This window comes from Gilliamella sp. B14448G11, from assembly GCF_016101765.1.
Taxonomy (GTDB): Bacteria; Pseudomonadota; Gammaproteobacteria; order Enterobacterales; family Orbaceae; genus Gilliamella; species Gilliamella apicola_N.
This window is the reverse complement of record NZ_JACFPX010000002.1, coordinates 19,580-44,189: the sequence shown is the minus strand read 5'-3', so window position 1 is coordinate 44,189 and position 24,610 is coordinate 19,580. Positions and strand designations below refer to the sequence as shown.

Here is a 24,610-nt window from a genome sequence, read left to right as displayed (position 1 = left end):
ACAGAATTATTAATATGAAAAATTTAGTTAATCAGTCCATTAACCGTTTTGCTTATGATTTTTCAAGCATTAACCAATTAAGACGCGATGCCGTTAATGGATCAAATGAAAGCATTAAACAAGTTGCGGATCAGTTTGAAACATTATTTGTTAATATGATGATGCAATCTATGCGCAAGGCCGTTCCGAATGGTGGTTTATTTAATCAATCTGCCATGCAACTTTTTACCTCTATGTTTGATCAGCAAATTGCTCAGCAAACAGCAGGAAAAGGCCTTGGGCTTGCCAATATTATTGCCAAACAATTAACGAATCAGCCTCATTCTGCGGTTAATATTAATGCGCAATCTCAAGCAAATAATAATCAAACTAATCTGCAATTAGCACAATCTCTATTTAGTGGTAATTCATCAAATCTATCGCCAGCGGCATTAGGTCAATTGCTCTATCAGCAACATAAAGCCAATAATTTAACGAATGCTGACGTCAACCAATTATCATTACCCACTAATCATTCTGATCAAGATCATATTACGCAATTTGTGGTTGAATGGTTTGAACCAGCTAAAAAAGCTGCTAAAGCTTCAGGTATTCCTTATGAAGTTATTATTGCTCAAGCTGCATTAGAAACAGGATGGGGTAAAAAACAGATAAAAACAGCCGATAATCAGCCAAGTCATAACTATTTTGGTATCAAAGCGTCACCATCATGGAAAGACAGTTCTACTCGTTTAACAACACAAGAATTTTTAAATAACAATAGCGTTAAAATTCAAGATGATTTTAGAGTCTATAATAGTAAACAACATGCAATAACGGATTACCTTAATTTACTCACTAAAAATCCACGTTATCGTGCAGTGGTTAATGCGCCCGACGCAAGAACAGCCGCTAAAGCATTACAAGATGCTAATTATGCAACCGATCCGAACTATAGTGAAAAACTGATTCAAATTATCAATCGTATTGAGACAATTGCTAAAAGTATACCGCCTAAATCGCTATCGGGTTTTAGACAAATTGCTTTTAAATAGTATCGGAAAAAATTGATTTTAACTTAAAGAAATTAATGAGCAGGAGGCTTTTGCCTCCTGTTTTGTTATGTATATTGTTAACTATAATGTATTAACGTTTTTGTATAAATGAAGTTTTTTGACAATCCGCTATTTCATTTGAAATAACGACATGTTTTGCATATTCATAAAGGTATATTGTGCCGCTTGTAAATTTGCTTGTAACATCACATAGTCTGAAATAGCTTCATACCAATCTACATCTTCGATTTGACTAATTTGCATTTCAAAATCGATGTCCAAGGTCTTACCAAGGGCTGTTAATCTTTCGACCTCTGCCAGTACATTACCGCCCGATGATCTCACGGTTGATATGTTTTCAAACGAGTTATCGATTCCTTGGCTGGCTTTGGATAGCCCCTCTCTAAATTGCGCAATCGAATCAGGATCGTTGTCATCTAAATCAATTTGTAATGCTTCAAGCGCATAATCAATGCTGGCAAAAATATTACTTTCAACAGCACTATTGGCACCGGTCATAAAAATTTGCTCACCAGTAAAACTCATTGCTACTTCACGTGTTTCATCAATAAATATGTTAATGGTTGTTGAGCCACCGACATAATTAACTTTGCCATTTTCATCGACAACAAAAGGAGGCGTGTCATTTTTGTTACCCGCAAACAGATAATTCCCATTCGTGTCTTTGGCATTGGCTAAGGATATTAACTGATCTTTTAATCCTTGTAGTTTATTGGCTAAATCAACTCTGTTTTCATCGTTTAGCGTTTCATTACCTGCATAAACTAATGTTTCTTGAATCGATTGGATAACGGTATTTGCTTCTTTTAGTATGGTATCTTGGCGACTTAACGAGTTATTAGCACTTTCACGTGCAGCTTGAAACTGATTATTTCTTGATTGGGAATGTTTTAATATTAACGCTTGTGATGAACCCATTGGATCATCCGACGGCGATAAGATTTTTTTTCCGGTTGCTAAATGTAATCCTGATTTTTGCCATTTATTATTGGTATCTAAAATACTATTTAAATTTTTTTGATACATTGAATTAGTACTAACACGCATATTTTCATCCTTTTATCATTTAGCCAAACCTAAAATGGTGTCGAATATTGTCGTTGCAGCATCAATAATCTTTGCATTAGCTTGGTAATACTGCATGTAAACTTGCATAGAAATATATTCTTCTTCAATATTCACACCCGAGATCGATTGATTTTGCTCATAAATTTCTTGGGTAATATTTTGACTCGATTGCGCTGAAATTTTAGCGGTTTGTGTTTCACTTCCCACATAACTGACCAACGCGTTATAAGCACTATTTAAGGTTTTTGTTCCGTTAATTAATTTTTCGTTTTGAATATCAAGTAATTTAGCAACATTACGGTTGTCACCATTACCATTTTCATCGTCATTAATGCCTGTTGCGAATTTATTCACATCTTTCACTAATAGTTGTAATGATGATGCTACATCGGCAACAGGTTTAAGTAAAAAGCTATCGCCTGCAACTGGATTGCCATCTATTTCAATAGATAATCCATCAAATAATAACTTACCATCTTCAACTTGTGGTGTAATTTGTTTACTATCTGATAATCTGGTTACGACCCAGTCACTACCATTGAACTCAATTTTATAATCAGACGCTTTTACATCTGTTACTTTGTTGTAATTGATTTTAGCCGTAGCATTACCTTGATTTTTGGTGTTAGCAATACTGCTAGGAGACTGATAATCAAATAATTTTTCACCAGCATCGCCATTAATATCAACACCTGACATATGAACTTCATTAAAACGCTCAGCTAAATTTAAGGCAATTAAACCGAGCTGATTGCGTGCTTCAAGGAGTGGTCCATCACGAAAAGTTAATAATCCATTTAACCGGCCTGACGCAATATTTTGGCTTGTCAGTTCTTGAGTTGCGCCAGAATTATGCGTGTAAATAATCGTATTTAAAGCAGGATCATCTTTAGACGGTTGTACCGATAATTGAGTTGCCGAAGATCCTTGTACTAGACTTAAACCATTAGGAAGCGAAATATTATATTCTCCATTTTGTTCGGTAACCGTTATTCCGATCATTTCGCTTAATTCATTAACTAATTGATCTCGTTCATCAAGTAGTGCATTTGGTTCAAGTCCACCACTTACTGCCTGTAATCTTGCAATTTTTTGATTAAGGTCAGCAATTTGTTTTGTGTATGAGTTAATCGTATCAACGTTATTAACAATTTCAGTATTGATATTGGCAATCTGATTTTTTAAATTTAACTCTGTTTTATTGAATTTACTTACTAAAGAGCTGAGATCATTAATGACAGTCTGTTTCGAAGCAGCGTTCCCTGCATTAGAGGAGAGTTTATTTAAACTAGTAAACAGATTATTTAATTGTGAAGAAATACTGTTTTCATTTTCAGCTAATAAATTATCGACTTTTGATAATTCGTTGTAATAAGCTTTTATCGAACCATTTTGTGACTGTGATTGGCGTAATTGCCCTACCACAAAACTATTATACGCTCGATTAACGGATGATACTGATACACCATTACCAACAAATCCATAATTATATTTAGTGCCATTTGCTTGCCGCAAAATTTGTTGCTGCCGATTATAACCAACAGTATGTGCATTACTAATGTTATTACTTATCACATTAAGCATATTTTGTGCTGCATTTAATCCACTAATACCTGTATTCATCAATGAATTTGACATAATAGCTCCTAAATATAATTTCAGTTAATAACCAAATTATTAACTTAAAAGGTTATCTTTTATATCGGTCTAAAATCGTAAAACTTTAGTTATTTTTAGATAAAATTGGATTTTTTTAGATTTTAATTTTTTTAGCGTACACAATTAAATTGTTTTTATTGGTATTACTCTGATTTAATTGGTTTTGCTTGTTTTAAAAAATCTATTCCCGTCATCGTATTTTCATCTTCAATATATTGTTGTGCCGACTTATTCAAAATTAAAATACTAATACGACGATTAGCATCTTTGCTGTAATTTTTATTATTTAAACTAACTGTATCGGCAAGAGCAATAATGCGAATAATCTTGCCAGAATCTAATCCGCCAGCAATAAGTTCCCGTCTTGATGAATTAGCTCTATCAGCCGATAGCTCCCAGTTACTATACCCTCGATCACCCGTTACATATTGACGCTCATCGGTGTGACCAGATAATGTCATTTTGTTTGGCAAAGAATTTAAAATTGGCGCAAGTGCATGTAAAATGTGTTGCATGTCAGAATGAATAACGGCACTTCCTACTTCAAACATGGGGTTGTCATCCGTTGCTAGAATTTGAATCCGTAATCCCAATTCAGTTAATTCAATAATCAGGTTGGCCGCTAAATTTTTTAACCTCGGATCGATTTCAAACACTTCATAGATTTTTTGAGCTGTTTTTATAAGCTCTAATCTTTCAAGTTGTTTAGATTCAGATTCTGTTAGGCTTTGGTTTGGAAGCGTATTTGTTTCTTCACCTAAGTTTTTAATAACATCGTCACCACCACCTGGAATAGGACTTTCACTATCACTTAGGTTTTTACCGCCATTTTGCCCTAAAATAAGAGGTGTTCTAAAATATTCTGCAATACCTTGTAATTCTTGCGGACTCGCTTTGGAAATTAACCACATGACCAAAAAAAGTGCCATCATCGCTGTCATAAAGTCAGCATAAGCGATTTTCCACGAACCTCCATGGTGACTGCCACCATGTCCGGATTTTTTCTTAGTGATTATTCTTACAGAGTTCTCTTTCATTATTTATTATTTTCATTTGAGTTGGCATTTTTATCTTTTACATCTTGGATATATTTTTCTAATTCAAAGAAAGATGGTCTTTCATGAGAAAATAACGTTTTTCGTCCAAATTCAATGCAAATTTGCGGAGCATAGTCGTGCATACTTGCAATCAGTATGACTTTGGTACACTCCAGCGTTTTGATCACACCGGCGTTTCTTTGCTTTAATAACGCCGCTAGTGGTGAGACAAATCCATAAGCAAGCAAAATACCTAGAAAAGTTCCTACCATGGCATGTGCAATAAGTTCTCCCAATTCACTCGCAGGTCTGTCGGCTTGTGCTAACGTATTGATAACCCCCATAACCGCAGCCACAATACCAAAAGCAGGTAATCCATCTCCAACAGCTGAAATTGCATCCGCAGGTTTTTCTAATTCGTGAATATAAGTCTCAATCTCCTCATCCATCAGTGCTTCAATTTCAAATACATTCATGTTGCCACTAATCATTAATCGCAAATAATCAGTGATAAAGTCGCAGATTTGAGGATTGGCTAAAATAAGCGGATATTTTTTAAATAATTCACTTTCTTTTGGATTATCAATATCAGATTCAATAGATAATGTACCATTTTGTCGAATTTGGGTAAGAATGGTGTACATTAAATTAATCAGTGTTAGATAAAGTGTTTTATTATATTTGGATGATTTAAACAATTGACCTAATGCTTTAAGTGTCGATTTAATTACTTTCTTTTCATTGCTGACAATAAAAGCCCCGATTGCTGTTCCTCCAATAATTAGAAACTCTAATGGTTGAAAAAGAACTGCTAAATAACCACCACTTAAAACATAACCAAGTAGTGCAGAAGCGATAACAACAATATAACCTATAATTATTAGCATTGGATTTCCTTTTTCTCCATAATTTATGTTTCTACTATTAATTTCAAACTGTCATTTTTCTAGCAATTGCTGAATTAAAACCACTAGGTATTGATAGTACCTGCAAACACTTTTCATGGTTTTCTTTAGGGGTTTTATTATTCTTTTCCGCTCTTGATGGTGGCTGACATAAACTGCATATAAAACTGTTGTATGGCTGGTAAGCATGGGTGATAAATCGTCCACGGCACTCTTTACAACAGGATTGTTGCATGACATTACTTTCAACAAATTTGACTAAGATCCAAGCGCGGGTTATTCCTAAGACGGGTTTGTTTTCATGTGAGAATGAACATTGTTCTAAATAAAGTTGGTAGGCTTTTAAAATTGTTTGAATACCGGGCTTTGTGCCATGTTTCACCAAAAAACGGTAAGCATTGTAAAATATACTAGAGTGAATATTGGGTTCCCAAGTCATAAACCATGTAGTGGAGAACGGTAATAAACCTTTAGGAGGAGGACAGCCTTGAATTTCTTTATACAGTTTTATTAGTTTACCTCGACTTAAATTTGTTTCACTTTCTAGCATTTGAATTCTTGCACCAAGTGAAATTAATCGGGTAGCTAATTGAACTTCCTTATATTTTTGAATGATACTTGTATCTTTCATCCTGATTCCTTTCCACTACTTATTTAATGAATCTAAAAGTAAACTTGATAAAAGTATGCCCGTATGCATTTGTTTTATATCACTTATGCGCGAGTCTTCTGTGAGTTTCTTCATCATTTCTGCGTTTTCAAATCGCAATTGAAATGTTAATTGATTGGTTTCGGATAAAACTAACATTTGCGACGTATTTAAACTGCTGAGTATATCGGCTGTTTCTTCATCAATACCTAATCGATACATTGCCATCGCTTTATCTTTTTCAAGCATCTTTTGACTTAACAAGAGTGTTGAAAGATTCAAGTGGTGTATAGATTTCAAAATATCATCATCTAATATATTTCCCAATTTAATCACCCATCCATATTTATATCCGTATAAAAAAACGAATAATTGATAAAATAAAACAACAATAATTTTTTTATACTTAAAATTACATTTTTAAATGAGAAACGTCAATAAAAAAATCATATCAATTTATTTTCGAATTATTTTTCCGCGCTTTTCTCTTTTAATTCTGTTTTTATAAGGTAATTTTACTTTGTATTCGTTTAATTGCTTGACTATGTAACTGACTTACACGAGACTCACTAATATTCATCACGTTACCAATCTCTTTTAAATTCAGCTCTTCTTGATAATAAAGTGCTAAAACCATTTTTTCTTTTTCAGGTAATTTATCAATCTGTTGAATCATAATATTGCGAATTTCATCATTAATGATTGAAGAAAAAGGGTTATTGTCAGAGCCTGATTCAATTAATGTGTCGATGTTATCGCCTAATTTTTTTTGTATTTCATCATAGGAAAATATCTGACTGTAATTTGAATCTAATAATACTTTGTGATATTCAGTAATCGATAATTGCAAATATTCCGCTATCTGATGGTCATTAGGAGGTACACCTAGTTTTTTTTCTAACTCATTAATTGCATTTGTCACATCTTTAATTTTTTTCCGCGTTTGTCTTGGTAACCAATCTCGACTACGCAGTTCATCTAGCATAGCGCCTTTTATTCTAGGAATGGCAAATGTGGTAAAAGAATAACCTTGGGAAGCATCATACCGCTTTATGGTCTCTAGCAAACCGATATAACCTACTTGTAATAAGTCATCAAGTTCAATTGTGGTTGGCAAACGAACCGCTAATTTAAGTGCTTCATTACGAACTAAATAGATATACTGTTGCCAATCAATTTGATTCACTATACCTTGAGAGTTATACAGGCTATCACTCATTTTCTGAACCAATATAAAAAAATGCTAACGAATATTATCACGCTAATTGATTGAATTAATGGCTAGAATAAGATGAAAAAAATAGGTAATTAACTTTTTTAACAATAATGGTATTAAAAAATACCATTATTGCTACAGTACAAATTAGAGTGACCATAAATTCTAATTGTATACTCTATTGTAGTAGAGAAAGTACAGATTGAGGTACTTGATTTGCTTGTGCTAATACTGAAGTACCTGCTTGTTGTAAGATTTGACCGCGAGTCATATTAGATACTTCTTCCGCGTAATCTGCATCTTCAATACGGCTGCGTGCTGAACTTAGGTTATTTACAGTATTGTTGATGTTATTTACAGTTGACTCAAAACGATTTTGTACCGCACCAAGCTCACCACGTAATTCATCAATTGTTGATAATGCCGCATCAATTGTTTTTAATGGATCAGCAGTTGGCGCATCTGATACATTGAAACCATTTAAACCTAATTTTTCACTGTCAATTTGTTTCAAGTTGATAGCAATGATTTCACCATCATTTGCACCTACTTGAATGTTAAGCGTTTTATCTTCAGATAATACTTTAGTACCATTAAAGTCAGTTTGTGCAGATACACGGTCGATCTCTTGTAAACGTTGATCGATTTCATTTTGAATTGATGCAAGATCGCTTTCAGAGTTAGTACCGTTTGCCGCTTGAACTGTTAGCTCACGAATACGTTGTACGTTATTGTTGATTTCGTTTAATGCACCTTCAGTTGTTTGTGCAATTGAGATACCGTCATTTGCATTACGTGCTGCTTGAGTTAAACCACGAATACTTGAAGAAAAACGGTTAGCAATTGCTTGACCTGCAGCATCATCTTTAGCACTGTTGATACGCATACCAGATGATAAACGCTCAATTGCAGTTCCAAGAACGCTTTGAGAGTGATTAAGATTATTTCTTGCCATTAAAGACATACTATTGGTATTAATTACCTGTGCCATTTTTATCTCCTTTAATATAATAAGTTTGATCAACACGATATTGAAGAGAGTTATTCAATATGTTTGCTGATACTTTAGTTATCGGTTTTAAAAAAAGAAACTTTAGTATTTTTTTCCACGAATATTGGTTTTAAAAAAATTTTTTAAAAAATAAATAACATTATTTTTATTTTTCAATTGGTTATATAAAAATTATTTTTATAAAATATATCCTACTGCATTAAACAATCTCAGATTGTTACTTTTAACCTGTGAATTTATTCTCAATACTAAACTTTTTATTACATTGGTCGATAAAACAAGTGATGAAAGAATTTATATTAGGATAATTAATCATGGCAATGAGTATTTTAGGAATTGGTTCTGGTATTGATTTAAATGAAGTATTAGATCAATTAGAAGCCGTTGAAAAAAATCGTCTTACCCCAATAAAAGCGCAGCAAAAAGCAATAAATAATAAGATTAGTGGTTTTGGCAAGTTAAAAAGTGCGTTATCCACATTTAATAATGCGACAGCCAAATTGCAAAAAAAAGAAATTTTTCATGGTCGTACCGTATCAGGTAATGACAATTATTTTACGACTAATGTCAGAAGTAATGCTCAATTAGGTAATTACTCCGTTAGTGTTGAACAACTTGCTCGTGCACATAGCGTTGCAACTAATGCGGTAAACGATAAAAATGCAGCGCTCGGCAATGATAATGAAACTCGAACACTTACCATTGAACAAGCCAATGGCCAAAAGTTAAATGTTACTTTATCCAAAGATGAGACGTCGTTAGAGTCGATTGCCAATGCGATCAATCAAGCAAAAGTGGTTAATGAAGATGGTTCAACCAGTGAATCAACCGTAAATGCAACCATTGTGCGTTCAGGAAAGGATAGTTATCAGTTAGTTATTACATCAAAAGAAACCGGTGAGCAACAAACCATTACTTCTGTTTCATCCGATGATGATAAGCTTAATTCACTCATTGGCTTTGATATTAATCAAGCTGATTCATCGGCAATGAGTGAAGTCGCTAAAGCGCAAGATGCCAAATTTAGTTTCAATGGTATTACAGTTAATAGTGCATCAAATACTGTTAAAGATGTTATTCCGGGTGTTGATATCACGTTAAAAGCGGTCACAACCACCTCACAAAATTTAACTATCGCGGCGGATAATGAAAAAACGCAAGAGGCACTTAAAGAGTGGGTGGATGCATTCAATCAATTGCAATCAACCATATCAACTTTAACGCAATTTACTGCCAGCGATGCCAATTCAGATGAATTAAATAGTAATAATGGACCACTGATTGGAGATTCCACACTACGTAATATTGATCAAAGCATTCGCTCTATATTTTCGAAAGGTCAAGCAGGTGAATTATCGGTACTATCACAAATTGGTATCAATATGGATAGCAACGGCAAGTTGGTGATTAAAGAAAACGAATTGGAAAAAGCCCTTAAAGAAAACAGTGAAGCGGTAGCCATTTTATTTACAGGCGATGGTGAAACAACAGGCATTGCTAACGAAGTGTTTGCCAAAGTCAGTAGCTTTATTGATAGTGATGGCATGATTGATACTGCAACGAACGGTTTAAATTCAACGTTAAAATCATTAGATAAACGTTATGATCAAGTTAATAACTCCATTGACCAAACGATCGAGCGTTATCGGGTGCAATTTACCAAACTAGATATATTAATCAATCAATTAAATGGTATGAGTAATTACCTTACTACCCAATTTGAAATGATGGCGAATTTAAAAAAATAAGGCATAACAATGTATAAAATGGGATCTCAAGCTTATAAACAAGTCAATTTAGAAACCAGTGTCAGTCAGGCATCACCACATCAGCTTATTGTTTTGTTATTTGACGGTGCGCTTAATGCTATTCGACTCGCTGATTTATATATACAGAAAGGTGATATTGCAGGTAAAGGAAAAGCCATTTCCAAAGCAATTAATATCATTGATAATGGGCTTAAAAGTTGTCTTAATTTAGAGCAGGGTGGTGAAATTGCCGAAAACTTAGATCAGCTTTATCACTATATTAGCCAGCAATTGGTTTTAGCTAACTTACATAATGATAGGGAAAAACTGCAAACCTGTTTTGATTTGCTTGATAATATTGCTCAAGCTTGGCGAGAGATAGCATAGTGGGAGTATTGGCTTTGAATACTAATTTATTATTAGAACAATATGAGCAACTTAATTATATTGTTGGACAAATGTTAATTGATTCTCAAAAAGAAGATTGGGAATCTTTAATCAGTTGGCAAGCCAAATATCATCAATTAACGGAGGATGTTAAACTAAATGAAGGTTTGCCTGTTATTGAAAATATGTCTACACAACAGCAAGATATTATGAAAATGTATTTCAACAATATCATTAGCAATCATCAGCAATTAGTCCAATTAATGCATGTGCGGCGTAGTGAACTGAGCAAGCTTATTGGCGAACAAGTTGATTATCAAACCAAAATAGGCAGTTATCAAAAAGTTGCCAACCTAGTATAAGTAACTAAATACCCTTGACCTTATTTATTAAGTTAGTAATTAACTAAACGTAATTGAGGAAAAGGGTTTTTAACATATAAAAAGCACCTTTCCTCAAACTTTTTATTGATTAATTTTACATCTTTAAAGCATACACTGTGCTTGCAATGGCGACTCGCTCATTTCACAATAACGTGCACCTTTTGCATCAAGCACTGGATAACTTCTGGGGTTGCTATATGTATATTCACAAACGAATAAATTTCCTAAAGGATCATTAGGATTGATTGTCTATTTTAGATCTCCATTTTCAAAATCTTCAGACCTTAGTTCTGTTTATAAACATATCTTGCTAATAAATAAACGAGCATTATAAAGTTTTTAAGTGGCATTGCCCGTTGAAAAGATTGCCGGGAAACTGATCACCTGAGTATTAACTTGATCCAGACTATTTATTAATGTAAAACTAAATGGCAAACTTTACCATGCCGATTGTATGTAATAACTTGCATGGTGTTAAAAATTAATAATCTTAATTTTTTCAAATAATAAAAATTTAAAAGGAGAGCGATTGATTAGTCGTTGTTGCAACAATAGTGGTGAGGTTAAGCCAATTTACTATAAAAATTGGCAGTTAATTAATCATATTTTTTAAACCAAAATACCATCATCTAGTAGATGATTAGCTATCCGATAATGGTTTAAACATTCATATTCATGATTTCTTGATATGCTGAAACTAATTTATTTCGAACTTGAATACCAAATTGTAACGAAACTGAAGATTTTTGCATGTTAACCATTACTTCATTTAGAGAAACATTCGGTTCTCCCATTTCAAACGCTTTAGCTGAATGATTGGCTTGTATTTGTAATTGGCTAATGTTATCCAATGCGGTTTTTAACTCATTGATAAAGTTATTCTCATCGGTTAATTGAGGCTTTGTGGCATAGGGTGCATTTAAATTTGTAAGTTCATTTGTATTTAATGTATTGATCGTTGTCATAACGGCTTGGTAATTTTCATTTTGTCACTTTACTGTGCAATTTATCATACAAGGCAAAAACTAAATGGCATAAGTAAGGGGAAAATGCTGTGTTTTTTTAGCTATTGATTTTTATTAATACAAAGATAATAGAGCCTAGAATTAATCTAATCAGCTTAGCATTAGGATTTTTATGGCTAGCCAAACAGTCGACGGTAAAGGTGAATCAATATTAAATAAATTACCTTTTATTAACCAAATAAAACACAATGCCAAAATGGCAGGGTCAATTGCAGCTGTTATTGCTATTGCTATTATCAGTATCATCTATTTATGGGTTAAAGATGACTCTTATAGTGTTTTATTTAGTAATTTAAATGATAAAGATGGTGGCGAGATTATCAGCCAGCTCGATAAGATGAATATCCCCTATAAATTTTCATCGTCGGGATCGACCATCTTAATTCCTGAAGATAAAGTTTATGATACGCGTTTGCGTATTGCTCAACAAGGATTGCCTAAAGGTGGTGCTGTTGGCTTTGAATTACTCGATAAAGAAAGTTTTGGTATGAGTCAATTCAATGAACAGGTTAATTACCAACGTGCTTTGGAGGGCGAATTATCCAGAACAATATCAATTATAAGTAGCATTAATGATGCTAGAGTGCATTTGGCGATGCCTAAACCATCATTATTTGTCCGAGAACGAAAGTTTCCTTCCGCATCTGTGGCATTAACGTTATTACCTGGTCGCAGTCTATCACAAGGGCAAATTGATGCCATTATTCATTTAATTTCAAGTAGTGTACCTGAATTACAGGCCGATAAAGTTACGATTATTGATCAACATGGTCATCTATTAACCGGTGAAAATTATCGTGACCGAAATGCTAATGTGGCGCAATTAGAATTTAGTGAACGCATTGAAAACAGTGTTCGTGAGCGCGTTGAAAAAATTATTATCCCTATTTTGGGTAAAAATAATGTTCGGGTGCAAGTGAATGCTGAGGTTGATTTTAGCCGACAAGAATCGACTTCAGAAATTTATGATCCTAATAGTGATATTGCCAAGCAAACTATTCGCAGTAAACAGTTAACGGAAAATCGGCAATTAATTAATAGTTATGGCATAGGTGGTGTGCCAGGTGCGTTATCTAATCAACCTGTACCTACATCAAGTGCCCCTATTGATGAAGACAAGGAATCCAACGATATTGCCGATAAGCAGCAGCCGAGCAACTGGCAATCCAATAATACTTTAAATTATGAAGTGAATCGGCAAGTTGTACACAGCAAAATACCTGAAGGGCGCATTAAACGTTTATCGGTTGCAGTACTAGTTAACTATAAGCTTGTGACCAATGAATCAGAGAATAATGAGACAAATGAGAGTGATGATGAAAATAAATCATCACTTCCAACCGAACAATGGGTAAAACTTGATAGTAATGAATTAAACGACATTGAATTATTAGCTCGTCAAGCGATGGGTTTTTCCCAATTACGTGGTGATAGTTTGACTGTTGCCAATTTAAAATTTACAGATCAAGAGTTTGATGAAGAGAGTGGTATCGCGTTTTGGAAAACGCCTGAATTTTATGATTCTATCAAAACAGGCGGTAAATATTTAATCTATATTTTAATCATTTGGATTATCTGGCGAAAAGTATTGCGTTCAGTATGGCTGAAACTACAAAGACATTTCTTAAGTGTTAATAATAAATCGACGGATGCTCAAGCAACGCTAGATGATAAATTAGATTATAAAGCGCACAGTAAACAGCAGCAGAAAATGTTTGAAGATAATATGCAACAACAACAATATATTCGAAAAATTGTCGAGAAAGAGCCTCGGGTAATGGCATTAATTATTCGTGGTTGGATGAATAAGAGGGACACAGAATAATGAATTTAAGTGAAACTCAAAAAGCCGCTACAGTAATGATGGTATTGGGTGAAGATCTTGCTGCCAAAGTGATGCAATATCTTAACCCTAAAGAAGTACAACATATCAGTAGTGCAATGATGTCTTTACCACAGCTTTCGCAAGAGCAATTGAAAAGTATTCTTAATGAATGTCAATTTACACTTGAAAATTGTGCCGTTTTAACTACCGATGCCGATGGTTATTTACGTTCAGTACTCGAAAAATCCATTGGTAGTGAAAAAACCGAACGTTTACTTGATGAGTTGTTAGAAACTGATCGAGAAGAAGCCACCGATGGTCTTGAAATGCTTAATTTTGTTGATGCTGCACGGGCAGTTGATCTGGTTAAAAAAGAGCACCCACAAATTATTGCTACTATTTTAATTCATCTGAATCGGGATTTAGCTGCTGAAGTTTTAAATCTGTTTGATGACGAATTACGTAATGATGTCATGTTACGTATTGCAACTTTTGGAGGTGTCGAACCATCAGCGCTACAAGTTTTATCGACATCATTATCTACATTATTACATGGTCAAAATCTTAAACTGAATAATATGGGTGGCATTCGTACCGCAGCAGAAATTATTAACTTAATGAAATCTCATCAAGAAGAGCTTGTTATCAATGCGTTACGTGATTATGACCACGAACTTGCTCAAAAAATTATTGATGAAATGTTCTTATTTGAAAATCTCATTGAAGTTGATGACAGAAGTATCCAACGTCTACTTAGAGATGTTGATAATGAAACATTAATTATTGCTTTGAAAGGCGCATCAGTCGCATTACGTGATAAGTTATTAAGTAATATGTCACAACGTGCTGCCTCTATTTTACGTGAAGATCTGGAAAACAGACCACCTGTGCGCCTATCGCAAGTTGAAACTGAACAGAAGAAAATTTTGGTTATTGCGCGTCGCTTAGCGGAAAGTGGTGAAGTGATCTTGAGTCGTGGTGATGATGAGTATGTATAATCAATCCCGTAGATTGAACTGGAAACCACTTATTTTTCAGGATTTAACCTCGGCAACGTTATCACAACTCAGTACTAACGACAGTACCCAAGAAAGTGAAATTTGCCAGCCTGAACAGGAATTAGAGTTAATTGAATCGAATAAAGAACCTGATGTTGACCAAGAAACACTTGAGCAGTTAAAGCAAGAAGTTAAAGCACAAGCTTATCAAGAAGGGTTCACATTAGGTCAAACGGAAGGTTTTGATGTGGGTAAACACTCTGGTTATGAACAGGGATTTGCGCTTGGACAGCAAGAAGGACGTCAACAGATAGAGCAGCAACTTAGGGATGAAAAGTTTAAAGCAGTAGAGAACATCACTGATTTAATACGCAATTTTCAGCAGTCAATTAATGATATCGATGAGTTAATCGTACCCAAATTAATTGATTTAGCATTGGTTGCTGCACAAAAAACCGTTGGCACTCTTTCTAAAGTCAAACAAAAGCAGCTGGTCTTTACGATACAAATGCTTATTGAACAGTGTTCAATGTTATCCGAACCGATTTTATTGCATCTTAACCCTGATGATCTGTTGTGGTTAGAGCCAATAATAAGTGAAGAAATTAAACAATACCATTGGCAATTTATCGCCGATCCTAATATTGAGAGTGGTGGCTGTAAAATTTTTACAGATACCAATGAAATTGATACCAATGTTGACAATCATTGGCAAATCATGTCCGATTGTTTACATGAAAGGTGAGCATTAATATGACTTACTCATCGCAATGGATCAACAAAATTAGCCAAGCTACGCAGAAACTTCAATCTTTATCCTTAATTCGCCAATATGGACGATTAGTCAAAGCATCGGGATTAGTGCTTGAAGCTGTGGGGTTAAAATTACCATTAGGTTCAAACTGTTTTGTTGAGCGACAATCTAATGGTCAACTGGATGCGGTCGAGTGTGAAGTGGTTGGATTCAATGGGCAAACTTTATTTTTGATGCCATTTGAGGCAACCGATGGCATTTTATTAGGTGCTCGAGTTTATACTTTACAATATGATTTAGCGCATTTTAGCCATAAATTATTACCCGTCGGTATGGCGTTATTAGGTCGAGTCGTTGATGCCATGGGTAAACCGTTAGATGGTAAGCCACTACCAGAACATGTTGAATATGCTGGTTTAGTCAATAAAACACTCAATCCTTTAAATCGCACCCCGATTCATCAAGTTCTGGATGTTGGGGTCAGAGCCATCAACGCATTATTAACTGTCGGACAAGGCCAACGAATGGGGCTATTTGCTGGCTCGGGTGTCGGTAAGAGTGTTTTACTCGGTATGATGACTCGTTATACACAAGCCGATATTATTGTTGTGGGCTTGATTGGTGAACGTGGACGAGAAGTTAAAGATTTTATCGAAAATATTTTAGGTGAAGAGGGTTTAGCCCGTGCTGTTGTGGTCGCTGCACCAGCCGATGTATCACCATTATTACGTTTGCAAGGCGCTGCCTATGCAACAAGAATTGCTGAAAGTTTTCGCGATCAGGGTTTTAATGTTTTATTAATCATGGATTCTTTGACTCGCTATGCTATGGCGCAACGAGAAATTGCCTTAGCAATCGGTGAACCTCCAGCCACCAAAGGATATCCACCTTCTGTATTTGCAAAATTACCGGCTCTTGTTGAAAGGGCAGGCAATGACGAACATGGTAAAGGGGCCATTACTGCTTTTTATACGGTTTTAACCGAAGGCGATGATCAACAAGATCCGATAGCTGATTCGGCTAGGGCAATATTAGATGGGCATATTGTTTTGTCGCGTGCGCTGGCTGAGTCAGGCCACTATCCCGCTATTGATATTGAAGCATCCATTAGTCGAGTAATGACCGATCTTACCGCTACTGAAGATGAAAAGAAATCACGCTTATTTAAACAGCTATTTTCCAGTTTTCAACGTAATCGCGATTTAATTAATGTTGGCGCCTATGTGGCAGGTACTGATCCTTTGCTAGATAAGGCAATAAATTTATATCCAGCCATGCAAAAATTTTTGCAACAAGGTATTTACGAACATTGTGGATATGAAGAGGCGTGCCAGCAATTAGCCGCGATTGTGAGCCAACATTAATCGGTTAGGAAAGTACTCATGAATGAAAATCCTTCACAATTAGCTTTTACAACATTAAAAAAATTAGCGCAAAAATCGGTTGACGATAATTTACTTAAGTTAAAAAAAGCAAATGAGAATCAAGATAAAGCACAGTCACAACTCAATGTCTTAAATGATTACTATGTTGAGTATCAACAAAAACTGAATGATGCCTTATCTGATGGTATAAAAGGATATGAATTAAATAATTTTAATGCTTTTATTGCCACAATTGAGCAAGGGATAGAGCAGCAAAAAAAACTGTTATTAACCTTAGATATCAAACAAAAGCAGATTACTAACCAGCTTAATCAATCACAAAAAAGTTTGAACACTTATACAACATTGTTAAGTAAGCAATATAACAAATATTTACAACAGCAAAATCGTTTACAACAAAAACTGACCGATGAATTTGCCCAGCAGCAATTAGCAAGGAGGATATTGAGTGAGTATTAATTTGATTGGTAATTTAAACTTAATGCCAGCGCATCAATCAGAGGTTGTTACTAAAGATACCATTGATAATGATAGTAATCTGTTTGAGCAGTTATTGTTACTGAGTGAACAGTATAGTCAACCTGCTAATAAGCCAACTCAAATCAAATCCAACGATATTGATAATGAGGAACTTGATGATAATAACGCTAAGGATGATGAGTTAATTATTGGCGGTTATCCCGTTGCTGTTGAGTATTTCGATCAGGAAAAATTGGCTATTATCAGTTCGACAGCGGTAAACAGTGTAGACAATAGGGATATACCTACCAACCCATCTTCACTGCCAACAAATAAGATAAATTCTGAAATATTAGAAGCCAACTTATTGACTAATCTACCGACAAATCTATCGACAAATCCATTAGACAGTGAGCCAGCCAACGAATTTATTCATGATGAAAGGAGTGTCATTCACTCGATAACGCAACAAAATAATTTTATGTCATTATTTGAAGCAAAACGTCGAGCAGACACCACACTTATCAATCAAAAAAATACTGAAATTAACCATGATACGAGTAATTATTTATTTAATTCATCAAATAACTTATCAAGTATTAGTGATGTGATGCCAAAGGTGACCTCTGCGCAAACTGATTTTGCTATGAATTTAGGGGGTAACGATGTAATAACGCCTATCCATCAAGCTTCGTCTTTATCACCGATGACCAATGAACCTAACTTGTTATCGTCAGCGAATTCGACTGTAACACCTTATACAATGGATCTCTCTACGCCTGTTGATGTAGCGCAATGGCAAAAATCGTTAACTCAGCACATTATGATGTTTAACCGTCAGGGAGTGCAAACTGCCGAAATTAAATTACATCCTCAAGAATTAGGTTCGTTACATATTAAACTTGATATGACCGATGATAATATCAATCTTCATATGATGGCTGCACATAATATGGTAAAAGGGTTGTTAGAATCTGCAATACCATTTTTACGAACTTCATTACAAGAACAAGGTTTTACCTTACAACAAACTGATATAAGTGATTTTTCGATGATGAGTGATGGCGAGCAATCAGCGATGCATCATCAAAATAATCATCGTCAACAATCGAATACCGTTGTATCAAGCACGGTAGACAAAATTACTGAGCAGTCAAACAACGAAAAACATATTGTTAAGTCAGGTTTGAGCGTATTTGCTTAAAAGATAGTTTGTGATTTATTGTCTGTTTAGTACCTTAAAAATAAATTGAAAACGTTAAATAGGTAATATTTTTATTGCCTATTCTTCAAATCAATTTTACATGTTTGATTTATTATTCTTATCATTATTACCATTTAATGGTTATAAATTTTTTATTGGGATAAGAATAAATATGCCAACTACTCCAAAGAAAGTGAATATTTTGAACTTAATACTTATTCTCATCACGCTGTTAGCATTAAGTGCAGCTGCTTATTTATGGTTCCAAAATCAACCAAAAACCAAGACTAAAAAGCAAGATGAAATAACTATCGTATCGCCGGTTTTTTTAACCTTAAAACCATTTACTGTCTCATTACCTGCATCAGAAGATAATGGTGATATTAATAAAATTCTTTATGTTGGTATGGTATTGCGTGTTGCCGATGAAGACCAAAAAACCGCATTATTAGAATATTTACCTGAAGTTAGAAGCGATATCCTTTTTTTATTATCTAAACAATATGTTAGTAAATTAAAACAAGAAACGGGTAAATTTGAATTACAAGAACAGATAAAAAATACGTTATCACGCCAATATGATATCAAACACTCAGTAAAAATCGATGAAGTGCTCTTTACTGATTTTATTATACGGTGATTGTTATGTCTGATAAGCGTGAACCGATAACCGACATTAATGGCAACAAGAATACTAACCCTGTATCAGGAAGCTCAATTGCCACTAAAGATAACGTTACTGATACAAGTGTTGTATCATTACCATCAGGCAAAAAAGCCGATGTTAAACCTTACGATTTATCGGTCAAACATAGCTTTGTTCCTGAACGTTTAACCGCATTAGAAATTATTAATGAACGTTTTGCTCGCCAGTTCAGAATAAGTTTATTTAATCTGTTACGCCGCAATACTGATGTGATTGCATCTCCAATTGAAACACAAAACTTTAAATATTTTTCCGATATTTCATCAACATATCATTTAAATTTAGTACATCTTAATCCTTTAAGAGGCTCTGCTTTATTTTCGTTTTCACCTGAATTAGTGTTTATTGTGGTTGATACATTATTTGGTGGGGATGGACGTACAAATAAGGTTGCAACAGAAGATCGTGAGTTTACTCATACTGAACAACAAATCATTAAACGAGTCTTAGAGTTAGCATTAACTATTTATCAAAATGCGTGGGCAGATATCTATTCAATTGAAACTGAGTATATTCGCTCTGAGATACAAAGTAAGTTTACTAATATTACTACTTCTCCTGATGATGTGGTTTTAACTACCAAATTTAAAATTGAAATTGGTAGCTTTAAAGCGACATTTTATATTTGTATACCTTATGCCATGGTTGAGCCAATTAAAGAATCTTTAATCAAACCACCTGTCGAGCAGCAAACTTATAAAGATGATAATATTTGGATGAGTTCATTAACCTCTGGCATTAAACAATCCACTGTCGAATTAGTTGCTAATTTTACTCGTATTCAAACTACTGTCTCTAAATTATTAGCGTTAAAAACTGACGATATTTTAGTGATCGATAAACCGACAAATTTAGATGTTACCGTCGGGGGGGTACCAGTATTAAAAGGTCATTACGGTAAAGTTAATAAACAATATGCAATTAAAGTAGAACAGGTTATTAATCCTGTAATAGAACAATTAAATGAGGGAATGCAAAATGACTGATATCAGACAAGATAGTGAAGAGATCCCGAAAGTCGATGAAAGCGGTGATGAATTATCTACTCAAGGCGTTATTTTTGAAACACTATCACCACAACAAACTGAAGAACAAAAGCAGGATATTAATCTTATTTTAGATATTCCGATTGATTTGAGTGTCGAACTTGGTCGAACCAAGATGGCAATTAAAGATTTATTGAATTTAACTCAAGGATCAGTCATTGCATTAGATGGTCTTGCTGGTGAACCTTTAGATATATTAATTAATGGTTATTTAATTGCCCAAGGCGAAATTGTGGTTGTCGGTGATAATTATGGCATACGCATCACTGATATTATAACTCCATCAGAGCGTGTACGTAGGTTGAGTCGTTAATGGATATTATATACGAAAATAAGGCTCAGCCTTCAATATCTGCAACAGATACAATTGCGATAACTTCTGTATCACCTGAATTAAAAGTAAACACGCAAATAGTTACATCAATGGGGATGTCGCTTATCGGTGTGATTGCAGTAATTTTATTATTAGGGTGGATAGTAAAACGTTTTAATTGGAAAACGCCAAATAAACAATTGATTGAGGTAAAAGCCACTTACAATATCAATCCTAAAGAACGAATTGTTTTGGTTCATGTCGATAATCAATTATTAGTTGTTGGTGTGACTGGGCAGCAGATGACTTTACTGCATACCATAAATGAACAACGAACCGATATGCTACTAGCAGAACCTTCTTCAAGAGTGAAAGATTTTTCCAGAAATAGGATATTTGAGCAAATGTTACAGTCCATTTTGAAATTAAGAAAGGAGTAATGGGTAGTGCGGTTAAAATCTGTTATTTTGCTGAGCTTATTGTCGATTAGCCAATATAGTTTTGCTGAAATCTCACCGTTATCTATCATTTCTCGTACTACGTTGGACAATGAACAAAGCTGGTCATTACCCGTAGAAACATTGGTCTTTTTGACCTTACTCACTTTTATTCCTGCAATACTACTGCTAATGACCAGTTTCACCCGCATTATTATTGTATTGGGTTTATTGCGTAATGCTTTAGGGACACAATCTGCTCCACCTAACCAAGTTATTTTAGGTATTGCTCTTTTTATGACATTTTTTATTATGTCACCGGTGACTGATAAAATTTATCAAGATGCTTATATACCTTATTCACAAAATCAAATCACTATGCAAGAAGCTTTATCCACCGCAACTAAACCATTGCAGGCGTTTATGCTTACTCAAACCCGCGAAAATGATTTAGCGTTATTTGTGAATATGTCCCACCAAAACGAGATCCAAAGCCGAGAAGATATTCCGTTAAAAATTTTGGTACCTGCCTTTGTAGTCAGTGAGTTAAAAACCGCTTTTCAAATAGGTTTTACGATTTTTATTCCTTTCTTAATTATCGATTTAGTGGTAGCCAGTACACTTATGGCATTAGGGATGATGATGGTTCCACCTGCAACGGTATCATTACCATTTAAATTAATGTTGTTTGTATTAGCAGATGGTTGGCACTTATTACTTGGTTCATTAGCGCAAAGCTTCTTTAGTTAGGGAATTTTAGTTAAGTAATTTTAGTCAAAAAATTCTAGTTAAGAAATTCGAATGAAGGAATAGTATGTCACCTGAGTATATTAGTACCTTAGCAATGCAAGCCATAAAAGTTGCAGCCTCTCTTGCTAGCCCTTTACTGTTAGCCGCTTTAGTTACTGGTTTAGTCATTAGTTTATTGCAAGCGGCTACGCAAATTAACGAAATGACCTTATCATTTATTCCCAAAATTTTAGCAGTGATCGTGGTTTTAATTATTTTGGGACCATCAATGTTGTCAACAATGATTGACTACATTCAAATTGTTATCACCGATATTCCTAACTTAACTCATTAAAAATGATGGATTTTAATATTAACAGTCTATTTAATATTGATTTCTTTTCTTGGATTAAAGATGTTTTTTTTCCGTTTGTGCGAATTTTGGCATTAATTATGGTTGCGCCAATTTTTGGTGAAAAAGAAGTACCAAATCGCATAAAGGTTGGTTTAGCATTAGTAATTGTTATGCTTCTACCCATTCCTCATCTTGATGAAAATATAAAAATCTATTCTTTAACGGGGGTATGGGTTATCGCTCAGCAAATAATGATTGGCGTGTTGATTGGTTTTACTATGCAACTTGCGTTTATAACCGTCAGAATTTCGGGTGAATTAATTGGAATGCAAATGGGATTGGGAATGGCAACTTTTTTTGATCCAATCGGGGGGCCATCCACTTCAGTTTTATCTCGCTTAATTAATATTATAGCGTTACTGATTTTTTTAAGTTTAGATGGTCACTTATGGTTATTATATGGTATTTCAAATAGCTTTGATATTGTTCCAATTAGACTTATGACATTGCCTGCAAATGGTTATTTAGCCTTAATTGATGTAAGTAACCAACTGTTTATTAATGGTATTATGTTAGCGCTTCCTTTGATGACTTTACTGTTGATCATCAATATATCATTGGGGTTATTAAATAGAATTACACCACAATTATCCATTTTTGTGGTCGGTTATCCACTAACACTATTGTTAGGATTAATCATGTTAAGCTATTTAATTTCAATGTTGCCGACATTTACTGAGTTTGTTTTTGAACAGATGTTTAATCACATTTCTGTTATTTTATGGTTTTTAAGCGATGTTCAGTAATGTGATATTGATTATATAATTGAGAAATTTATTAATTTAATTCTTATTTAATTACGCTTTTCATTAGCTATTCATCACATTCAATGTTCATTTTTGTAAAAAAGTTTCAGGTTAACTATACGTTTCAGTATAAAAATAGGTTGAATTACATTAAATAATAATTTAAAAAAGATGCGTTAAAACTAAACAAGAAAGGAATGCTGATATAATCAGCATTTTATTGATATCAATTAAGCTTTTTTTACAAAACAAGCTTTAAGCATGATTTTCATGCCATCAATTTTACAATCGATCTCATGATCGCCTTCAACTAAACGAATGCCTTTGGCTTTAGCACCTTTTTTCAAAACGGTAGAAGAACCTTTTAATTTAAGGTCTTTAATTAAAATAATATCGTCGCCATCAGCAAGTAAATTACCATTACTGTCTTTCACTTGTAATCCTTCATCAGTTGAAGCAACATCGTTCGGATCCCATTCGTGAGCACATTCAGGGCAAACATAAAATGAACCATCATGATAAGTATGTTCAGACTGGCAAACAGGGCAGTTAGGTATAGATTCCATAGTTATGAATAATCCAAATTAAATAAAATGGCGTTTACTATAGCAAAAAAACGCTATAAAGTCATGGTATTCCCCTCTTTGATAGCGTTATAGTGGTTGTCAAATCGCTGATTTAGGTTTGACTGAACAGATGGCAATATAATTAAGTTGGTTTCGGTATTGTTTGAATGTTTTAAACATTTTAAAAAATTGTGGTCGATTTTGTTTACGTAGTGCATTGCGAATAATTCTGCATGTTCCTAATAAACCTTCATCATGAATCATGCCTTTAGGAGACATTAATGTCATGGCAGCATGTTGTGAATGAATATCAACAAATCCAACATCCGCAAAAAGGGCGTGCCAAGATTCATTGCTAATCGGCTGGGCATTAACATTAATTGCTTGATGAATTCGTTGTATAACTTCCTGTGATTGTGCTGGATTAACTAGCATAATATCGTGAGTGAGGAGTTTGCCTCCTGGTTTTAATACTCGATAATATTCTTTAATTAAATGCGTTTTAGCTTTATTCGCATACATTGTTAACATCGCTTCATTAATCACTATGTCAAAACTATTATCAGCAAAGGGCAATGTTGATGCATTGGCTTGTTGTATATCTACTAAATGAGTAACTTTATTTTTAATAACATTTTGCTTTGCTTTTTCTAAAGCAAGTTTATCCATATCTACACCAATTATATGGCAACCGAAACGTTGAGCAATTTCGATGGATGTTGTACCCATGTTGCATGCAATTTCAAGCACCTGACTTTGTGGTGTAAAGTGTGCTTGTTTAAATAACCATTCGGTAGCTTTTTTACCGCCCGGGCGTAATCTGGTTTTACCCAAGCGAGCAAGAAATTTATGCCCAGCTTCTTTTTTTATGTCGTCCATTATA

At 34.3% G+C, this 24,610-nt stretch carries 27 protein-coding genes and 1 pseudogene; 17 read left to right on the top strand and 11 right to left on the bottom strand.

The annotated features are described in order from the left end of the window. The first annotated feature begins 14 nt into the window (after window positions 1–14). Window positions 15–1,034, top strand: a complete 1,020-nt coding sequence (gene flgJ, locus H3S88_RS01535; protein ID WP_198227183.1) for a flagellar assembly peptidoglycan hydrolase FlgJ — start codon at window positions 15–17, stop codon at window positions 1,032–1,034. Between the two features lie 129 nt (window positions 1,035–1,163). On the opposite strand, the gene flgL is transcribed toward flgJ, so the two are convergent. The 8 genes from flgL to H3S88_RS01495 all read right to left on the bottom strand — a co-directional run bounded on the left by flgL (window position 1,164) and on the right by H3S88_RS01495 (window position 8,580). Beyond that, the gene (flgL, locus tag H3S88_RS01530) at window positions 1,164–2,102 is read right to left on the bottom strand and encodes a flagellar hook-associated protein FlgL (RefSeq protein ID WP_086325976.1); all 939 of its coding nucleotides are present in this window, start codon (window positions 2,100–2,102) and stop codon (window positions 1,164–1,166) included. Between the two features lie 15 nt (window positions 2,103–2,117). Then, on the bottom strand, window positions 2,118–3,761 hold the full coding sequence (gene flgK, locus H3S88_RS01525) for a flagellar hook-associated protein FlgK (RefSeq protein WP_086325975.1): 1,644 nt from the start codon (window positions 3,759–3,761) through the stop codon (window positions 2,118–2,120). 164 nt (window positions 3,762–3,925) lie between these two features. Next, window positions 3,926–4,819, bottom strand: coding sequence for a flagellar motor protein MotB (gene motB / locus H3S88_RS01520; RefSeq protein WP_086325974.1), 894 nt, complete (start codon window positions 4,817–4,819; stop codon window positions 3,926–3,928). Then, window positions 4,819–5,706, bottom strand: a complete 888-nt coding sequence (gene motA / locus H3S88_RS01515; protein WP_039126458.1) for a flagellar motor stator protein MotA — start codon at window positions 5,704–5,706, stop codon at window positions 4,819–4,821. The genes motB and motA overlap by 1 nt, the downstream gene beginning before the upstream one ends. 43 nt (window positions 5,707–5,749) lie before the next feature. Next, the gene (gene flhC / locus H3S88_RS01510; protein WP_198227181.1) at window positions 5,750–6,355 is read right to left on the bottom strand and encodes a flagellar transcriptional regulator FlhC; all 606 of its coding nucleotides are present in this window, start codon (window positions 6,353–6,355) and stop codon (window positions 5,750–5,752) included. Window positions 6,356–6,370: 15 nt separating this feature from the next. Beyond that, the gene (gene flhD / locus H3S88_RS01505; protein ID WP_039126561.1) at window positions 6,371–6,691 is read right to left on the bottom strand and encodes a flagellar transcriptional regulator FlhD; all 321 of its coding nucleotides are present in this window, start codon (window positions 6,689–6,691) and stop codon (window positions 6,371–6,373) included. A 184-nt stretch (window positions 6,692–6,875) separates the two neighbouring features. Further along, entirely contained in the window at window positions 6,876–7,592 is a 717-nt protein-coding gene (locus H3S88_RS01500) for an RNA polymerase sigma factor FliA (protein WP_039126456.1), read from the bottom strand. A gap of 175 nt (window positions 7,593–7,767) precedes the next feature. Continuing rightward, entirely contained in the window at window positions 7,768–8,580 is an 813-nt protein-coding gene (locus H3S88_RS01495) for a flagellin (RefSeq protein WP_039126453.1), read from the bottom strand. Between the two features lie 335 nt (window positions 8,581–8,915). On the opposite strand from H3S88_RS01495, the gene fliD reads away from it, so the two are divergent. From fliD to fliT, 3 genes are read left to right on the top strand one after another with little or no spacing between them, the layout of a single operon-like run. Then, complete coding sequence (fliD, locus tag H3S88_RS01490) at window positions 8,916–10,349, top strand: flagellar filament capping protein FliD (protein ID WP_086326419.1); 1,434 nt, start codon at window positions 8,916–8,918, stop codon at window positions 10,347–10,349. 9 nt (window positions 10,350–10,358) lie between these two features. After that, window positions 10,359–10,736, top strand: coding sequence for a flagellar export chaperone FliS (fliS, locus tag H3S88_RS01485; protein WP_039126450.1), 378 nt, complete (start codon window positions 10,359–10,361; stop codon window positions 10,734–10,736). 14 nt (window positions 10,737–10,750) lie between these two features. Then, a complete protein-coding gene (gene fliT, locus H3S88_RS01480) occupies window positions 10,751–11,098 on the top strand; it encodes a flagellar protein FliT (protein WP_144092468.1) in 348 nt (115 codons plus the stop codon). Window positions 11,099–11,778: 680 nt separating this feature from the next. Here the strand turns inward: fliT and fliE are convergent. After that, on the bottom strand, window positions 11,779–12,084 hold the full coding sequence (fliE, locus tag H3S88_RS01475; RefSeq protein ID WP_039126446.1) for a flagellar hook-basal body complex protein FliE: 306 nt from the start codon (window positions 12,082–12,084) through the stop codon (window positions 11,779–11,781). A 172-nt stretch (window positions 12,085–12,256) separates the two neighbouring features. Here fliE and fliF point away from each other — a divergent pair, with 172 nt between their 5' ends. The 13 genes and pseudogenes from fliF (at window position 12,257) to fliR (ending at window position 23,161) form a co-directional block, all read left to right on the top strand. Continuing rightward, on the top strand, window positions 12,257–13,969 hold the full coding sequence (gene fliF, locus H3S88_RS01470; protein WP_198227176.1) for a flagellar basal-body MS-ring/collar protein FliF: 1,713 nt from the start codon (window positions 12,257–12,259) through the stop codon (window positions 13,967–13,969). Continuing rightward, a complete protein-coding gene (gene fliG / locus H3S88_RS01465; RefSeq protein ID WP_039126443.1) occupies window positions 13,969–14,967 on the top strand; it encodes a flagellar motor switch protein FliG in 999 nt (332 codons plus the stop codon). Before fliF ends, fliG begins: the two co-directional genes overlap by 1 nt. Then, complete coding sequence (locus tag H3S88_RS01460) at window positions 14,960–15,712, top strand: flagellar assembly protein FliH (RefSeq protein ID WP_198227174.1); 753 nt, start codon at window positions 14,960–14,962, stop codon at window positions 15,710–15,712. Before fliG ends, H3S88_RS01460 begins: the two co-directional genes overlap by 8 nt. Window positions 15,713–15,720: 8 nt before the next feature. Beyond that, on the top strand, window positions 15,721–17,085 hold the full coding sequence (gene fliI / locus H3S88_RS01455; RefSeq protein WP_198227172.1) for a flagellar protein export ATPase FliI: 1,365 nt from the start codon (window positions 15,721–15,723) through the stop codon (window positions 17,083–17,085). Window positions 17,086–17,103: 18 nt separating this feature from the next. Beyond that, entirely contained in the window at window positions 17,104–17,565 is a 462-nt protein-coding gene (gene fliJ, locus H3S88_RS01450) for a flagellar export protein FliJ (protein ID WP_039126434.1), read from the top strand. Next, a complete protein-coding gene (locus H3S88_RS13430) occupies window positions 17,555–18,769 on the top strand; it encodes a flagellar hook-length control protein FliK (RefSeq protein WP_198227171.1) in 1,215 nt (404 codons plus the stop codon). The genes fliJ and H3S88_RS13430 overlap by 11 nt, the downstream gene beginning before the upstream one ends. 172 nt (window positions 18,770–18,941) lie before the next feature. Continuing rightward, window positions 18,942–19,409, top strand: a complete 468-nt coding sequence (locus H3S88_RS01440) for a flagellar basal body-associated FliL family protein (protein WP_172398442.1) — start codon at window positions 18,942–18,944, stop codon at window positions 19,407–19,409. A gap of 5 nt (window positions 19,410–19,414) precedes the next feature. After that, window positions 19,415–20,461, top strand: coding sequence for a flagellar motor switch protein FliM (gene fliM / locus H3S88_RS01435; protein WP_086326427.1), 1,047 nt, complete (start codon window positions 19,415–19,417; stop codon window positions 20,459–20,461). Between the two features lie 55 nt (window positions 20,462–20,516). Beyond that, a pseudogene (gene fliN, locus H3S88_RS01430) lies at window positions 20,517–20,834 on the top strand (flagellar motor switch protein FliN); the annotation flags it as partial. Next, window positions 20,834–21,274, top strand: coding sequence for a flagellar biosynthetic protein FliO (fliO, locus tag H3S88_RS01425; protein ID WP_144092456.1), 441 nt, complete (start codon window positions 20,834–20,836; stop codon window positions 21,272–21,274). The pseudogene fliN and the gene fliO, both read left to right, overlap by 1 nt. 45 nt (window positions 21,275–21,319) lie before the next feature. After that, window positions 21,320–22,021 (top strand): flagellar type III secretion system pore protein FliP, encoded by a 702-nt coding sequence (fliP, locus tag H3S88_RS01420; protein ID WP_370528576.1) that lies wholly within the window; start codon window positions 21,320–21,322, stop codon window positions 22,019–22,021. Window positions 22,022–22,085: 64 nt separating this feature from the next. Next, the gene (gene fliQ / locus H3S88_RS01415) at window positions 22,086–22,355 is read left to right on the top strand and encodes a flagellar biosynthesis protein FliQ (protein ID WP_086326430.1); all 270 of its coding nucleotides are present in this window, start codon (window positions 22,086–22,088) and stop codon (window positions 22,353–22,355) included. Window positions 22,356–22,357: 2 nt separating this feature from the next. Further along, window positions 22,358–23,161 (top strand): flagellar biosynthetic protein FliR, encoded by an 804-nt coding sequence (fliR, locus tag H3S88_RS01410; RefSeq protein WP_086326431.1) that lies wholly within the window; start codon window positions 22,358–22,360, stop codon window positions 23,159–23,161. A 230-nt stretch (window positions 23,162–23,391) separates the two neighbouring features. On the opposite strand, the gene H3S88_RS01405 is transcribed toward fliR, so the two are convergent. After that, window positions 23,392–23,727, bottom strand: coding sequence for a zinc ribbon domain-containing protein YjdM (locus tag H3S88_RS01405; protein ID WP_065602954.1), 336 nt, complete (start codon window positions 23,725–23,727; stop codon window positions 23,392–23,394). 99 nt (window positions 23,728–23,826) lie between these two features. Then, window positions 23,827–24,606, bottom strand: a complete 780-nt coding sequence (locus H3S88_RS01400; protein ID WP_039129052.1) for a class I SAM-dependent methyltransferase — start codon at window positions 24,604–24,606, stop codon at window positions 23,827–23,829. Window positions 24,607–24,610: the final 4 nt, after the last annotated feature.

Bases quoted from the DNA above. Each gene is read 5' to 3' on its own strand.
- flgJ (WP_198227183.1), top strand. From the start codon at position 15: ATGAAAAATTTAGTTAATCAGTCCATTAACCGTTTTGCTTATGATTTT.
- flgL (WP_086325976.1), bottom strand. From the start codon at position 2,102: ATGCGTGTTAGTACTAATTCAATGTATCAAAAAAATTTAAATAGTATT.
- flgK (WP_086325975.1), bottom strand. From the start codon at position 3,761: ATGTCAAATTCATTGATGAATACAGGTATTAGTGGATTAAATGCAGCA.
- motB (WP_086325974.1), bottom strand. From the start codon at position 4,819: ATGAAAGAGAACTCTGTAAGAATAATCACTAAGAAAAAATCCGGACAT.
- motA (WP_039126458.1), bottom strand. From the start codon at position 5,706: ATGCTAATAATTATAGGTTATATTGTTGTTATCGCTTCTGCACTACTT.
- flhC (WP_198227181.1), bottom strand. From the start codon at position 6,355: ATGAAAGATACAAGTATCATTCAAAAATATAAGGAAGTTCAATTAGCT.
- H3S88_RS01500 (WP_039126456.1), bottom strand. From the start codon at position 7,592: ATGAGTGATAGCCTGTATAACTCTCAAGGTATAGTGAATCAAATTGAT.
- H3S88_RS01495 (WP_039126453.1), bottom strand. From the start codon at position 8,580: ATGGCACAGGTAATTAATACCAATAGTATGTCTTTAATGGCAAGAAAT.
- fliD (WP_086326419.1), top strand. From the start codon at position 8,916: ATGGCAATGAGTATTTTAGGAATTGGTTCTGGTATTGATTTAAATGAA.
- fliS (WP_039126450.1), top strand. From the start codon at position 10,359: ATGTATAAAATGGGATCTCAAGCTTATAAACAAGTCAATTTAGAAACC.
- fliE (WP_039126446.1), bottom strand. From the start codon at position 12,084: ATGACAACGATCAATACATTAAATACAAATGAACTTACAAATTTAAAT.
- fliF (WP_198227176.1), top strand. From the start codon at position 12,257: ATGGCTAGCCAAACAGTCGACGGTAAAGGTGAATCAATATTAAATAAA.
- fliG (WP_039126443.1), top strand. From the start codon at position 13,969: ATGAATTTAAGTGAAACTCAAAAAGCCGCTACAGTAATGATGGTATTG.
- H3S88_RS01460 (WP_198227174.1), top strand. From the start codon at position 14,960: ATGTATAATCAATCCCGTAGATTGAACTGGAAACCACTTATTTTTCAG.
- fliI (WP_198227172.1), top strand. From the start codon at position 15,721: ATGACTTACTCATCGCAATGGATCAACAAAATTAGCCAAGCTACGCAG.
- fliJ (WP_039126434.1), top strand. From the start codon at position 17,104: ATGAATGAAAATCCTTCACAATTAGCTTTTACAACATTAAAAAAATTA.
- H3S88_RS01440 (WP_172398442.1), top strand. From the start codon at position 18,942: ATGCCAACTACTCCAAAGAAAGTGAATATTTTGAACTTAATACTTATT.
- fliM (WP_086326427.1), top strand. From the start codon at position 19,415: ATGTCTGATAAGCGTGAACCGATAACCGACATTAATGGCAACAAGAAT.
- fliO (WP_144092456.1), top strand. From the start codon at position 20,834: ATGGATATTATATACGAAAATAAGGCTCAGCCTTCAATATCTGCAACA.
- fliQ (WP_086326430.1), top strand. From the start codon at position 22,086: ATGTCACCTGAGTATATTAGTACCTTAGCAATGCAAGCCATAAAAGTT.
- fliR (WP_086326431.1), top strand. From the start codon at position 22,358: ATGATGGATTTTAATATTAACAGTCTATTTAATATTGATTTCTTTTCT.
- H3S88_RS01405 (WP_065602954.1), bottom strand. From the start codon at position 23,727: ATGGAATCTATACCTAACTGCCCTGTTTGCCAGTCTGAACATACTTAT.
- H3S88_RS01400 (WP_039129052.1), bottom strand. From the start codon at position 24,606: ATGGACGACATAAAAAAAGAAGCTGGGCATAAATTTCTTGCTCGCTTG.